The organism is Adhaeribacter radiodurans, from assembly GCF_014075995.1.
Classification (GTDB): Bacteria; Bacteroidota; Bacteroidia; order Cytophagales; family Hymenobacteraceae; genus Adhaeribacter; species Adhaeribacter radiodurans.
This window is the reverse complement of record NZ_CP055153.1, coordinates 1,541,999-1,556,811: the sequence shown is the minus strand read 5'-3', so window position 1 is coordinate 1,556,811 and position 14,813 is coordinate 1,541,999. Positions and strand designations below refer to the sequence as shown.

Genomic DNA, 14,813 nt, shown 5'->3' with positions numbered 1-14,813 from the left:
TCATCAGATTTATTTAAAATGATTATAAATAAACTTGGTTTTTGAATAGATAGTTTTAAATTAATAAATAGCAACGTAATATTACGGGCTAGTTCGTACCTTTATTATGCTTCAAAATTTTAAAGCAGTATCGTTATCGTATAAAAAGGCACCTTTGGATATCCGCGAGCTAATAGCTTTAGACGAGATATCTTGTAAGCAATTCTTACAGAACCTAAAAGATTTTATTCAGGCGTCAGATTTGCTGGTTCTTTCTACTTGTAACCGTACCGAGGTTTATTACACTTCCGACTCGGATGCCAGTGCTGAAATTGTTAAACTTTTAGGTATAACTAAAGGCATTACCAATATAACGCAGTATCTCGATTATTTTACCATTATCAATAGCCACGCCGATGCTGTTCAGCATTTGTTTGACGTATCTATGGGGTTGGATGCACAGGTAGTAGGCGATATTCAGATTTCTAACCAGGTTAAACAAGCTTACCAATGGTCAGCGGATAATGCTACTGCAGGTCCGTTTTTACATCGTTTGCTGCATACTATATTTTTCACCAACAAACGCGTAGTGCAGGAAACTTCTTTCCGCGATGGGGCAGCCTCCACTTCCTACGCTGCTATTGAGTTGGTAGAAGAGTTAACCGTCGATATTCCCGAACCAAAGATTCTGGTAGTAGGTATTGGGGAAATTGGAGCAGATGTTTGCCGTAATCTGAAGGAATCATCTGTTTTCCAACACATAACTATAACCAACCGTACGCAATCAAAAGCCCAGCTTTTAGCCGACGAATGCCAGTTACAGGTACTTCCTTTTGAAGATATTGTACAAGGCTTAAAAGAAGCCGACGTTATTATTTCTTCTATTGCCAGCAATACGCCTTTTTTTACTTCCGAAATGATAAAACGGTTAAATGTTTTATCGTATAAATTTTTTATTGACTTAGCTGTACCCCGTAGCATTGAAGCCGAAGTAGAAAATATTCCAGGAGTATTGGTTTATAATATTGATACCATTCAAAACAAGGCTACCAAAGCTTTAGAACAACGCTTGGCGGCTATTCCCAAAGTACGGGAAATTATTGCCGAATCAATTGATCAATTTAACGATTGGTCGAAAGAAATGATGGTATCTCCTACCATTCATAAACTAAAGAATGCCTTAGAAACCATTCGGCAGGAAGAAATGGCCCGTCATCTGAAGAAATTAAGTCCGGAAGAAAGCAAGCGAGTGGATGAAATTACCAAGTCGATGATGCAAAAAATAATTAAATTGCCGGTACTGCAATTAAAAGCTGCCTGTAAACGAGGCGAAGCCGAAACTTTAATTGACGTTCTGAACGATTTATTTGATTTAGAAAAACAACCCGACGAACATCAATCATAAAATATAAACTTTTAAAAAGCCCGAGTTCTTCGGGCTTTTTCATTTACTTAAAGTTCGTTTTTATTTACTATTTGCTCGTTTAAACGAATCAATCTATCCTCAATTTACTAAATCCTGAGCGATTACCTAGTACCAACTTCTACCAACCTATACAAACTTGTTACAAGAAAGTACAAATCAGGTATAGCTCTTATCTATTTCTTTTACAAGCATTTACAATATGCATTAAACCTTTAAAAATAAGCAGGTTAAATAATGAAGAAAAAACAAGTAGTCTACGTAATTTAAAATTTAACAAAAAGCATATTTCTTACAATTGTTTTATTTAAAATTTGTTTAGTACATTAATAAACTTTTATATATTTGAAAAAACATTTAAATAGCAATTAACTTTTATATGCCTATGTAACAAGATAACTCTTTCTCTCTATGCCTTTTAAACCCACTTAAACTTTTCTAACTAAAGTTTAGGTTGAGTTTTATTCTAGTCGAATCTAAAAATTTATTTAATCCTGTTTTTAACTGCCTCTACTTAGAAGCACGCAATCTTTTTGCGTTTTTTTTAAGTCAAACAATTCATTTAAACTAAATCAATTCTTTAATCATGAAACTAAAGTTTTTACTATCCAACCTTATTGTAGTTCTATTATTATCTGCTTGTGCCAGAGAAACTTACTATTTTCCTAAAGTAGGAGATCCTTATGGCAGCTACCATAAGAAAGTCGCTCCAGCTCCTGAAAAAGTAATTACTGCTGCTGAAATGGTAGCCGAACCAAATCCGGCTAAAGAAGAAGCTGTATTAACGGCTTCTACCAATAAAGCTTCGGTAGCTCCTGTTAAATCCAGAATAACCGTAATTAAACCAGTAGTCACTAAGGAAACTAAAATTTCTAAAATTGCTGAAATTAAAGCGGCGCTAAAAGTTAAAAAACAAATTAAAGCGGTGGTTAAAGCTGCCGAGAAGAAAGAAAAAGCCGCTAACCCAGCCGAAGCTGCTTCTGGCAAAAGCCAGTTAGTAGCTGCTGTTCTTGCTTTTGTGGTTGGTTATATTGGGATTCACCGTTTTTATTTAGGCTATACTGGTATTGGTATTGCGCAAATATTAACTTTAGGTGGTTGCGGTATTTGGGCCCTTATTGACCTTATTCGTATCCTGATGGGTGACTTAAAACCAAAAGATGGCGATTACACTGAAAAACTTGACTTCTAGTCATTTCAGAAGAATTTTGTCGTATGGTAAAATTAGCGGGTACATTCTTATTCCAATTATCCTGCTGCTTTTACCTGCCAATCAGTTTGATACCGGTACTTCGCTCTGCTTGAGTAAGCTCTTACTGGATACTGAATGTTACGGCTGTGGTATGATGCGCGCCATTATGCACCTGATTCATTTAGATTTTAGTGCGGCATTAAATTTTAATAAATTATCTATTATTGTTTTTCCCTTGCTTAGTTATTTGTGGGCACAATCTTTCTTGCGGGAAGTAGCTAAACATCGAAAATACCGGCGAGTATAAACCGTATAATAAAAAAGGATGGCTGTTATAGCCATCCTTTTTTATTATACGGTTAGTAGTTTATTAAATATCGGTGCAGCATTCTTCCAGGCAATCGATAACATCAATAAGCTTGGGAATAGAAAGTGAATAGTAAATTTTAGTACCCACTTTAAAAGAAGATAATACTCCTTTATCTTTTAAGGTAATCAGGTGTTGAGAAGCAATGGCCTGCGGTAAATCTAAATACTTATAAATTTCCGTTACAGTCATTTTTTCTTCTTTCCCTAAAAGATCAACTATCGCAAGGCGTTTCGGATGAGCTAACACCTTGAGCATCGAGGCAGCTTTGTCTATTTTCTTAGACTCCACCCTCGATAATAAATTTCTCATACTCATAATTAAAAAATTAAAACAAGTTCCTACATACAACACACAGTTTTTAACGTCATTGGGATTCAAGCGCGTATGAACAAGGCCCTAATAATAAGCTAAGCATTTATAAAAAAAGTATACCTTTAAATTATGAATACTTACCATGTTATCGGGCTCATGTCGGGCACCTCTCTGGATGGAGTCGACTTAGCATACTGCATATTTACGAAAAAAAATCAAAATTGGATATATAAAATATATTATACTACTACTTTGCCATATACTTTTTTTTGGAAACAGCGTTTAAACACTCTAATGGATGTTTCGGCAGAAAAATTTATTTTGGCCGACCACCAATATGGCACCTATTTAGGCGAAGCAGTACGGGAGTTCGTAAGTAAAAACGGAATCTCTCCTGATTTTATTGCTTCTCATGGCCACACCATTTTTCACCAACCCAGTCAACATATTAGCTATCAATTGGGGCACGGTGCTTACCTGGCAGCAGCTGCTGGTTTACCCGTAGTATGCGATTTTCGGACGCTCGATATTGCCCTTGGAGGGCAAGGTGCCCCCCTTGTACCTATTGGCGATCGGTTGCTGTTTAACCAATATGATTGTTGCCTAAATTTAGGTGGTATTGCCAATATATCGGTGGCCAGTCCAAACGGGCGAATTGCTTTTGATACGGGAGCTTGTAACATCTTATTAAATACTCTGGTAAGCGAAGTAGATTTATCTTACGATGAAGATGGCCGCTTGGCCCGCCAAGGCCAGGTACAAACCGATTTACTGGAACAACTTAACCAGGCTGATTACTTTTCGGCCCCACCGCCCAAATCCTTAGGCAAAGAGTGGATAGATGCCCATACTCTACATTTACTTTTGGCCGCTAATTGTTCTTTAGCAGATAAACTACAAACCGCCTGCCACCATATTGCCTACCACATAGCCCGAAGCATAAAAGAAGTATTAACCAATACTAAACCATACCAGGTACTAGCTACGGGTGGTGGTGCTTTTAACACCTATCTAGTTGAACTTATTCAACGAGCTTTGGGTAACCAATTTGCTGTAATAGTGCCTGAACCGGAGTTAGTAAGTTTTAAAGAAGCCTTGGTTTTTGCTTTTTTAGGAGTACTCCGTTGGCAACAACAACCCAATTGTTTGAGCAGTGTAACAGGCGCATCACACGACAATGTTGGCGGCGCTATTTATTGGGGAAAAAAGTAAAAGATAGCCTTAATTTTAGCTTATTTCTTTTACGCGGCCAGTTATCGTTCCGCACTATAATCAACACCTATCACCAATCTAATTTATCTTTGTAACTAAAAAATCTTCACGAATAGTAATAAAACAGTTTTACAGGAGGTTTTCTAAAAATATAAGAAACTTTGCCTGCTATTTCAATCTGCCTTATTTACTCAATAGATAGAGTAAAATCCTTGTATGTACTTTTATGATTATGGATATACGTGACTTGTTACAGCAAAAATTCCTGGGAAATACTCTGGAGAACTTCATTTGGTTTGCCGGTATTATGTCGTTCGGTTACATATTTAAAACCATGTTATCGCAATTACTTTCCGGTATTTTATACGGGTTTGTGAAGAGCTACTCCGTTGATGTAACAAAAGCTGATTTCCGGCGCTTATTGGTAACCCCTCTGGCTTTCTTAACTTTTTTAATTTTTCTGTACCTGGCGTTCGACAGGCTTCATTATCCAACTGAATTTTTTGGTTTACCGGAGAAAGGGAATTTGGGCTTTAAGACGATTACGCAACGGATTTACCGCATATTTTTAATATTATCCATAACCTGGGTGATACTAAGGTTAGTAGATTTTTTTGGAATGATCTTTATGAAACGGGCCGAAAAAACAATTTCGAAGCTCGATGACCAATTAGTACCGTTTTTTAAAGATTTTACTAAAATTATTTTAGTGCTAATTGGCTTTTTTGTAATACTGGGAACGGTTTTTTACGTGGATGTAACCAAACTAATAACTGGTTTGGGAGTAGGCGGACTAGCCTTAGCTTTTGCCGCTAAAGAAAGCATCGAAAATTTATTAGCATCGTTTACCATTTTTCTGGACCAACCATTTGTAGTAGGCGATTTGGTGCAGGTTGGAGAAATAACCGGGGTAGTAGAAAAAATTGGATTCCGGAGTACCCGCATCCGTACACTCGAAAAAAGTTACGTAACGCTGCCCAACAAACACATGATTGATAAACCTTTAGATAACCTTACACTACGTACCTTCCGGCGGGTTTTATTTGATGTGTCGGTTACCTATAAAACTACTTCTGAACAAGTTCGGGCTATTGCTGCCGAAATCCAGACCTTTATTGATAATCATCCTCATACGAATCAGGATGGCCGGGTGCGTTTCAATCGGTTAGGCTCACATTCTAAAGACATTATGGTGCAGTACTTTGTAGATACCATGGACTGGAACGAATATATTAATATAAAAGAAGAGATTAACTACAAAATTGTAGAGATAGTAGAAAAGCACCAAGCCGAATTTGCCTTACCTACTACTTCTATTGTATTGCAAAAAACGGAGCAAGACAAACTGAATACAACAGCCAAGTAGCTTTTTTAAAATTTCTGTAAAAGATTTAGCAGATAGATTTAGTAAATAATTATTAATATCAAATGCGTATCTGGCTTCAGATAGAACATAAAAAATAACCCTGGTTGAAGTTAAATTCCACCAGGGTTATTTTTTATGTTCTATAAACCTTTACTTTCTAACTTATATCGCTTGAGCTAAAGCTTTTTTTATTTTTTTCTTTTTATTCTTACGTAAGCGGTTGATCCAAAGTATAACCCCCGTAATGGGGAATGTAAAGCCTGCCAAGCACGAAATAAAAGCAATAATGCGACCCGGTAAACCGCCAATAGAACCTACGTGAACCGGATAAAAAGTACTACGAACGCGTTGCCCTAAATTCTTATCCTGAAATAATAGCTGGCCAATTTTCGCGCCAGAATACTGATCTAAAAATAATTGGCTGGTAGCCCGCTCATGAGCAGCATCTTTTGGCATTACCATTACCGTAAAGGCATCTTCGGCCTCCCGCGGACGATTGAACTGGTAGAATTCAGCAGAAGGCATTTGCTGCTGTGCCGTTGCATAAGCTTGATCAAAAGTAATTGGCTGGGCGCTTTCTTTAACCTGCGATTGAGGCGGTTCAGGTTGTTCTTTATTTGTGTTGGTAATGGTATAAATGCCATCGTTAAACCATTCGAACGACCAGGCTAAGCCGGTAAAAGCAAAAACAAATAAGAAAATAGCAGTATAAAAACCAATAACAATGTGCCAGTCGTGGTTAATGCGCTTCCAACCGGCATTCCATTTAATAGTCAGGCGTTGCTGAAGGATTTTTTTGTTTTTAGGCCACCACAAAATAATACCTGTGATCAAAATAAATAGAAACACCACAGTGCTTACCCCCACAATCATTTTACCGGGTTCTTGCACTAACAGCCAGCGGTGCAACTCAAACATATTCCGAAAAAAAGCGTTTTTTTGCGTAGAAGTAGCTACTAACTGACCGGTGTAAGGATTAATGAAAGCCACATTGCCTGGTCGGCCGCCGCCTTTACCACCTTTACCATGGCCGCCCTTTTCGCCTTTAACGGCTTTTTCATGGCTTTCTTTGCCTTCTGCTTTCGCTTGTTGGTCTTTGTTTTCCCGGGCCTTATGTTCTCCTTTGCCCACCTCTTTGTTGCCGGGTTTTTCATCGGAGTAGCTTAATTCAACGGTACGATTAGGATCGCTGTAAACTTTTACGCCAGCTACTTTTACGCCTGGTTTAGCCTGGTTAAAGTTGGCCAACAGTTGTTCCAGGGGTAAGCGTTGGGTACCCGGAATTACTTTGTACCGATCCGGGTAAATAGCCTGCATCATTTCCTTCTCAAAAACCATAGCTGCTCCCGTAAAGCAAACTAAGCCAATTACCAATCCGCCGGCCAGGCTCAGGTATAAGTGGATAGACCGAAAGAAGTTTTTCATATATTTAAGTTTGTAATAATATCAGCGAAACAGCCAAGCCTACTAGTGTTAGTAGGCTTGGCTGTTTTTAAATTTTAATTAAAACCGGAACGATACAGTAGTTACAAACTGACGTGGCGGTATCGGGTTCACGCTGTAGTTTTCGTGTACGTAGTAATTCAGTTCATTCGTAATATTAGATATTTTACCCAAGATAGTGAATTGCTTGATGTTGTATCCTAAGCTTAAGTCTAAAGTAGTAAAACTAGTTACAGGAACTAAACGCTTGTTCAGGGTTCTGGTAACGGTGTTATCCGGATTTCTTGTAACAACATGCTGTGTATTCCAGCCGGCATTGCGCTCGCCAGTATAAAAACCAGATACACCTACTTTTAAACCTTTTAAAGCTGTATTCTGGAGGGTGTAAAATAAGGTAGCGTTAGCAGTGTGTGCCGGATTGCTAACTAACCGTTCTCCTTCTAAATAACTGCCGTTTTCCGAGGAGGTTTTTGTGTAGCGCATGAAGTTATAGCTATAACCGGCCAGAAAATTTAATCCTTGAGTAATGTTACCGCTTAAATCTAGTTCAGCGCCATCGCTGGTGGTTTGACCGGTTAATTCTTTAATGTTTGCATCGGTGTTAACCGTAACGCCATCAGCTAAGAATTGCGCTTGTTGGGCCAGGTTGTTATTAATGATGTGGTACAAAGTGAAATTGGCCGAAAGTTTATCGTTGAAAAAGTCGTTTTTAATACCCACTTCATACTGATCAATGATAGAAGGAGCCAGGTTTTCGTTGAAAACATCTCTGCCGGTATTAGGCGTAAAGTTGTTAGAGTAGCTGGCAAAAAAGGCAGTATTAGAAACCGGCTGGTAAACAATACCTACGCGCGGCGAGAAAGCCCGGTCGTAACGGTCTGCAGCAGTAGGGTTAGGCGTTTGTGCATCGGTAGCTACGTCGTAGGTTTTAGCGGCAACTGTTTTTTGGTAAGACCAGCGTAAACCAGCTAAAACTTTGAATTTTTCTGAAATTTTAATTAAATCCTGAACATAAGTTCCAAAACGGTAAGTTGGTGCTTCGGTACGGGTAGTATTCGTTGCCAGTGGCTCATCGGTGCGGGCTATAAACTTGATCGGATTCAGGATATTGATAGAGTCATATACGCCACCTAGACCCAGCGAAGCAATATTAAAAGCGTTCGAGGTGTTTAAATATCTTTCGGCATCAGTACCCACTAATAATTTGTGTTCAAAAGCACCTGTGTTAAAGCTTCCAGTTAAATTAACCTGACCGGTATAATAATCTTCAGCAATTTTAGAGCGGGTTAACTTCCGGCCCCAGTCTCCGTCCGCATCGGCTTGAATCCGTTCGGTAGAAAAATAATTGCGGTCGAATGATTGATTAGAACCCATTACACTCAACTTCCAGGAGTTGCTCAGTTGGTGGTTAATGTTGATAGAAGCCGTACGTTGCTCAATTTCATTATAAGCCCAAGGAGCGTTAAAAAAGCTGGATCGCGAAACAGAAGTAGGAATCTTGCTATCTAGTGTTCCGATACCGAAATCCGGAGTTAAATCAGCTTTTAAATAATCTCCTTGAACTAAAATTTCGGTTTTGGCGCCTAGTTTATAAAGTAAAGAAGGGTTAACGTATAATCTTTTAGATTCTACGCTCTTGCGGTAGCTCTCTGCGCTTTCGTATGTACCAATAACCCGAAAAGCCAGGTTTTTAGAAATCGGGCCGTATACGTCAGCAATAGGCTTCCAGAGGTTATAGCTGCCCGCCCGCAGCGAAACTTCGCCGCCGTACTCAAATTTAGGTTGTTTGGTAACCATATTTATCACCGCGCCACCGCTTACGTTCCCGTAAAGCAAAGCCGCGCTGCCTTTTAACACTTCTACTTTTTCTAAAGTACTGGCTTCCGGAATAGCACCCGAATTTACCCGGGCACCATTTTTCATGATATTATTAGCACCCAAGTTATACCCTCGGGCAAAAAAGGTTTCGGAAGTAGTACCGCGGGTAGTACCTAAACTAACACCATTTACGTTCCGGATTACATCGCTTAATTTAGAAGCTTGCTGGTCGGCAATTACCTGGCTGTTTACAATGGTAACACTTTGCGGTAAATCTAGTGGACTAATGGCAATCTTACCAATGGTTACCGGAGTTTTGTTTTTACTCCGAGTAGCGGTTACCATTACTTCGTTTAGTTGTTGGCTATTTTTAGGCAGTGTAAAGTCGGCTAGGCTGGATTCATTGTTGGTTACTGAAACGGTTATTTCCTGAGCTTGTAACCCCATAAAGCTAGCTATTAAAGTATAAGAGCCTTCTTTAATATTCTTGATGTAAAACTTACCGTCTTCGGTAGTAATTGCACCTTTATTAGTACCTTTTATATAAACATTTACAAAACCTACCGGATTGCCATCGGTAGAAGTGATACTTCCTTTAATAGAACCATTACCCACATTTTCGTCTAAGTAGGCAAACTCTTGCGCATTGGCATAAAGATTAGTAAAAAAGCTTAGTAGAATAAATAAAAATCCCGTTTTAAGGAATTTAGGTAGAAGGTCGAAATCTATCATGAGCAATTTTTTATGTTTATTTATTAAGACTAATTCTAAATTGATGCAAAGCAAATTATTATTTAGAATCAATCCAAATAAATTTGTTTAATTTTTTGCTCATTTTGGAACTAAATTTTAATAAAACAAATACAATACTCACTATCAATTATTTAGCTAAAGAAGGTTCTATGTGTAGAAGGAATGCTGTAATGAGCGCTCTTACAGTATTATCACAAGAGCATATTTTAGAATTATAAAGAAATCCTTTTAGCATTAAGAGCTATTTCAATTTTACCTAAAAATTCAGGAAACATGTAAAACAAAAAAGCCGGCATTGAACCGGCTTTCTTAATAATGATATAAATTATTTTTATCGGCCGCCTAAAACAGAGCCTAAAATGGAACCCAAACCGCCTCCACTAAAGCCCCCCCTTGCTTACCTAGGCCACCAAGTACGCCCATTAAACTACCTAAACCTCCACCGCCTAATCCGCCGCTCGTAGAACCACCGCCCATTAGGCCGCCTAAACCACCCATGGAGCCGCTACCGCCTAAAACGCCATCTAATAAACCACCTAAACCGCCCATCCCGGTATTCATTCCTCCACCAGAACGGCCACCCAGCACCTTAGAAATAACCATGGGAGCCAAAACGCCGAGTAGGCCCTGCATTAAACCACTGGTAGGAATACCGGCCTGTCCCAAAGAATTTGCTAAGCCGGTTTGTTCCAAAAATGAATGATCCGTAGGATTCTGGCCTTGCTGCTGTGCTTGGCTAGCTTTATTTACATACTGATGCAAAGCACCGTATTGTTGCTGATTAATATTGAGATATTGCGCCATTTCCTGAATTCTTTTTTCTTCTTCGCCGCTTAACTTTCCATCAGCTTGGGCAAAACTCATAATATCTGTTATAAGGGAAAAACGCAATTCGCTATTTTTTAACTGATCAAGGTACCTTCTTACATTTGCATTAGATGGATCTTGAGCCGCTTGAACAACTGATTGCTGCTGTTCAGGCGATAAACCCGTATTTTGCGCTAATGCTTCCAGAAAAGTAATTTCTTCCTCAGAAGCTACCCGGTCAGCGGAGGCAATACTGGCAATGGCACCTAAATAAGCGGCTCTTTCATTTTCAGAATAATTTTGTAACAACTGTGATTCGTGATTTTCCATAGTTTTAAATTTAGTTTGGTGCCTTCTGGTAAACGAGATAAAACCGGAATAGTTAAATGTCTTTTAGGACTAATGTTGCCTGAAAGTAGCGTATCACTTTAGTGGCCAAATAAATTTAATACGGATGTAATAATGTTTTTCGATAGGAAACTTGGTCTATAAGTAGTCGAATTTTTCAGCTTTATTTGAGAAAATGCCTGATAACCTCGTAACAAGTTAAAACTTGTCAGTATACCCATAATTAATTCTTATAATTGAACTGAATTCTGGCTTAATCCAGATTAGCAATTACATAACAGCTAATAGTACATGTATACACATCAAAAAAATATTATAACGGCTGGTAAGCCTTTGCAAGAAACAGGTAAAGCTTTAATTATGATTCATGGCCGGGGAGCTACTGCCAAAAGCATTTTATCTTTAAATGATTACCTGAATGTAACTAATTTTTCTTTTTTTGCCCCTCAGGCTACCAATCATAGCTGGTACCCCTATAGTTTTATGGCTCCGGTAGAACAAAATCAGCCTGCCTTGGATTCAGCTTTATCGCTCCTGAATGAAGTAGTTGATAGTATTCAAAACCAGGGAATTAATAGTAAATCCATTTATTTACTGGGTTTCTCACAAGGCGCTTGCTTAACAGCTGAATTTGCTGCCCGAAAGGCCCAACAATATGGCGGCTTAATACTTTTTACAGGCGGCCTGATAGGGCAACAGCTAAATACGCAGAATTACACCGGTGATTTCGGTGGTACACCGGTTTTAATAACTACCGGCGACCCCGATCCACACGTACCCGTAAGCCGGGTAAACGAAACAGTACAGATTTTAGAAGAAAAAGGCGCGACAGTTACTAAAAATATTTACAAAGGACGTCCTCATACTATTTTACCAGAGGAGATTGCCTTAGCAAATAAAATTTTAAATAATGCCGCTGCAAATACAAAAAATTAGATTATCCTATAAGTTTTAGTAATCGCCTTCTCCTGGTTCTTTTACTGCTTTTTTAGCTTGATGCAAACGGTAGTTAAGCGTTAAGTTAACTTGACGTAGTCGCCCCTGCGAATTGGTTTCGGTATAGAAGTTATCTCCTTCCACAATGGAGCGGAACCGGCGGGAGTTAAAAACATCGATTACGTTAAGAGTAAGAGTTCCATTGTCTTTCAGGATATCGCGGCTAAGCGCCAAATCCAAAGTAGCAATAGCTTTGCGCCTGCCTTGAGGCATTTGTTGTGGGGCTTCGTAATTACCGCGTAATTGCAAATCAGTGTCTTTCCAGAGAGTAAACCGGGATGTCTTCCGTACAAACCAACTGTAAGCATCGCTATTAAAATCTTCGTCCAGGTTACCACCATCGGTTATAGCCCGGAAAAAATTAAAGCTACCGTCTATTTTCCACCAGGAAAAGGGAGTATACGAAACTGCGAACTCCGCTCCAAATGCATCTTCGGTAGCTAAGTTTTCGGGTAAAGTAGTGGAATAACCTAATTCGTTTACTCGCCGGATACGCAAAATTTTATCCATTGTATAGCGGTAATACAACGAAGAGCTAAGGGAACCTTTATCAAAATACTTAATATGCCCTAATTCAAATGCATCGGTAAACTCAGGATTTAAGTCTGGGTTACCGCTGAAAAAATTACGGCTATCGCTAAAAGTCATAAACGGACTTAAATCATTGTATTGCGGCCGACGTACCCGGCGGCTGTACGAAAGTTGTAAGGCATGTTGTTTCGGCAAATCGTAGGTTACATGCACACTCGGGAACAAGTTGGCATATTTGCGCGGATTCACTTCGTTTGTCTTTTTTAGAGTAGTAGTTACTCCGGTCCACTCGGCCCGTAAACCTACCTGGTAACTAAACTTGCCCATTTTATTACCTAAAATACCATAAAGAGCATGGATGTTCTCTTCGTATAAAAAGTTATTTGTTAAGCTATCAAAAGGCATCCAGGCACCGTCCGCCACTTGCTGGGTAACCGAAAAATTATTAGTCATGTCACGGGAACTGCTGCGCAAACCTGCTTCTAATTTACCGTCCTTACCAAACGGGTGTACGTAATCTACTTGAACTAAAAATTGCTTTTCGGTTTCATCATTCAAGGAACGCTGCAAAATATCTTCGATAGTAGATGGGTTTCCATCGGGCAATAAGGTTTTCTGAGTGTAATACTGATCCGATTTTTCCCAATTATCCAGGTACCGGACATCGGCCGTGAGTTCTTGCCCTTCGCGGGTAAAGGTTCTTTTGTAACTCAGCGCGTACTCCGAATTTGGTTCTGTTTCTGTTTCGTCCTGAGTCCGGTTTGTAATACTTTGCAGATTTGTAGTATTAGATAAATAATCTAAGTATTGGATATCTGAAAACCGCTTCCCCTTATTAAGTCGGTAGGTGTATGAACCCGTGAGTACATTTTTAGGATTAAAAAAGTAATCTATACCCGCACGGGCATTATTATACATTCCTTTTAACTCATTTTCGGAACGCTGGCGGGAAATAAAAGTAGAATCGTTGCGCCATAATTCCTGATAGAGCGTGCTTCGACCGGGTGCCTTGCGATAAGAAGCCGTATAATTAACGAAGAAATTTAAATTTTTCTTCCGGTAGTTTACGTTTGCCCCTAATCCAAAATTATCCGGATTTCCGGTAATAAAATCAAAAGAGCCATTAATTCCTTCTTTGCGTTCTTTCTTCAGTACGATGTTGATTATCCCTCCCATACCTTCTGCTTCGTAGCGGGCGGATGGATTAGTAATAACCTCTACCCTCTCAATGCTGCTGCCCTGGAGCTGCTGCAAACCACTGCCGCCTTTTATACTTACCAAACCAGATGGTTTCCCATCAACTAAAATTCGCACGTTACCACTCCCGCGCAAACTTACATTTCCTTCCACATCTACCGCTACTGAGGGCACATTACTTAATATATCAGAAGCCGTACCACCAGAATTTGCAAGATCTTTACCAACATTAAAAACTTTCTTATCTAAGGCTAATTCCATTGTGCTGCGTTCGCCTTGCACCACTACTTCTTTCAACATTTCGGTACTTAAATTTAGTACTAACGAACCCAATTGCACATCTTGATTTTGAATATTTACATTCGGAATTACTCTCTCCCGAAAAGAAACCATGCTTATTTTTACGAAATACCTGCCCTCTTTAGCAGACAGCTCAAATTTACCAGCATCATCTGCCGCAGTTCCCGTAACTAAACTGGAATCCACAACTCGGTACAATCCTACGCTACTATATGGAATAGGTGTTTTTTGGGCATCTGTTATAGTGCCCCGGATAAAGAATGAGGGTTGACCCTGGATTTGAGCGAAAGTCCAATTAGGTAGTAAGAGAAAAAGTAACCAATAAACTTGTTTAATTTTAGTAAATAGTTGACTCATATATGTAGTAAGTTTAATCCTCTCTTTGCCCTATAAAAGTGGTACAAGACTTTGAAGTAATTTTGAAGTTTTAAAGAAATTTGCTTTTAGTGACAAATGTTTCTTATAATCTTTTCAAAATAGCGCAAAATAGCGCTTGTGCCGGATTAAACCTACTTCTTAATCTTTCTTAATTTAAATAAAGGATTTTTTAAGTAACTATTTACTATTTGTACCTTTTTAAAGGCATTTTCCGTCGTAAGAATGTTTACTGAGCTTGCATTTTAATACAAGTAATGAACATTGGTTTAAACAAAATACAAGTTGCTTTATTTTATTAGTATAACTTTTAAATAGAGTATAGAGTTTTGGTAAATGCACTCTTAAACAATGTTAGAAAAGCGATTCTTTGCCATTTAACGAGTTCAGA

General features: G+C 38.8%; 11 protein-coding genes. 6 read left to right on the top strand and 5 right to left on the bottom strand.

Going from position 1 to position 14,813, the window contains the following annotated elements:
* The first annotated feature begins 106 nt into the window (after positions 1–106).
* The 3 genes from hemA (at position 107) to HUW48_RS06550 (ending at position 2,901) form a co-directional block, all read left to right on the top strand.
* Positions 107–1,384 carry a glutamyl-tRNA reductase gene (gene hemA, locus HUW48_RS06560; protein WP_182414919.1) on the top strand — a complete coding sequence of 426 codons (1,278 nt, stop codon included), beginning with the start codon at positions 107–109 and terminating at the stop codon, positions 1,382–1,384.
* A gap of 604 nt (positions 1,385–1,988) precedes the next feature.
* The gene (locus HUW48_RS06555) at positions 1,989–2,594 is read left to right on the top strand and encodes a TM2 domain-containing protein (RefSeq protein ID WP_220463996.1); all 606 of its coding nucleotides are present in this window, start codon (positions 1,989–1,991) and stop codon (positions 2,592–2,594) included.
* A complete protein-coding gene (locus HUW48_RS06550) occupies positions 2,584–2,901 on the top strand; it encodes a DUF2752 domain-containing protein (protein ID WP_182414918.1) in 318 nt (105 codons plus the stop codon). Before HUW48_RS06555 ends, HUW48_RS06550 begins: the two co-directional genes overlap by 11 nt.
* Positions 2,902–2,964: 63 nt before the next feature.
* Here the strand turns inward: HUW48_RS06550 and HUW48_RS06545 are convergent, their stop codons facing one another.
* Complete coding sequence (locus tag HUW48_RS06545) at positions 2,965–3,273, bottom strand: ArsR/SmtB family transcription factor (protein ID WP_106929154.1); 309 nt, start codon at positions 3,271–3,273, stop codon at positions 2,965–2,967.
* Between the two features lie 132 nt (positions 3,274–3,405).
* On the opposite strand from HUW48_RS06545, the gene HUW48_RS06540 reads away from it, so the two are divergent.
* Positions 3,406–4,488: an anhydro-N-acetylmuramic acid kinase gene (locus HUW48_RS06540; RefSeq protein WP_182414917.1), complete on the top strand. Its 1,083-nt coding sequence runs from the start codon at positions 3,406–3,408 to the stop codon at positions 4,486–4,488.
* Positions 4,489–4,720: 232 nt separating this feature from the next.
* A complete protein-coding gene (locus HUW48_RS06535) occupies positions 4,721–5,854 on the top strand; it encodes a mechanosensitive ion channel family protein (protein WP_182414916.1) in 1,134 nt (377 codons plus the stop codon).
* A gap of 162 nt (positions 5,855–6,016) precedes the next feature.
* Here HUW48_RS06535 and HUW48_RS06530 read toward each other — a convergent pair whose 3' ends face one another.
* From HUW48_RS06530 to HUW48_RS27215, 3 genes are all read right to left on the bottom strand, one after another.
* Positions 6,017–7,279 (bottom strand): PepSY-associated TM helix domain-containing protein, encoded by a 1,263-nt coding sequence (locus tag HUW48_RS06530; protein ID WP_182414915.1) that lies wholly within the window; start codon positions 7,277–7,279, stop codon positions 6,017–6,019.
* A gap of 78 nt (positions 7,280–7,357) precedes the next feature.
* Entirely contained in the window at positions 7,358–9,847 is a 2,490-nt protein-coding gene (locus HUW48_RS06525) for a TonB-dependent receptor (protein ID WP_182414914.1), read from the bottom strand.
* 375 nt (positions 9,848–10,222) lie between these two features.
* On the bottom strand, positions 10,223–11,005 hold the full coding sequence (locus HUW48_RS27215) for a tellurite resistance TerB family protein (protein ID WP_262891494.1): 783 nt from the start codon (positions 11,003–11,005) through the stop codon (positions 10,223–10,225).
* Between the two features lie 309 nt (positions 11,006–11,314).
* On the opposite strand from HUW48_RS27215, the gene HUW48_RS06515 reads away from it, so the two are divergent.
* On the top strand, positions 11,315–11,959 hold the full coding sequence (locus HUW48_RS06515) for an alpha/beta hydrolase (RefSeq protein ID WP_182414913.1): 645 nt from the start codon (positions 11,315–11,317) through the stop codon (positions 11,957–11,959).
* 15 nt (positions 11,960–11,974) lie between these two features.
* On the opposite strand, the gene HUW48_RS06510 is transcribed toward HUW48_RS06515, so the two are convergent.
* The gene (locus tag HUW48_RS06510; protein ID WP_182414912.1) at positions 11,975–14,404 is read right to left on the bottom strand and encodes an outer membrane beta-barrel family protein; all 2,430 of its coding nucleotides are present in this window, start codon (positions 14,402–14,404) and stop codon (positions 11,975–11,977) included.
* Between the last annotated feature and the right edge of the window lie 409 nt (positions 14,405–14,813).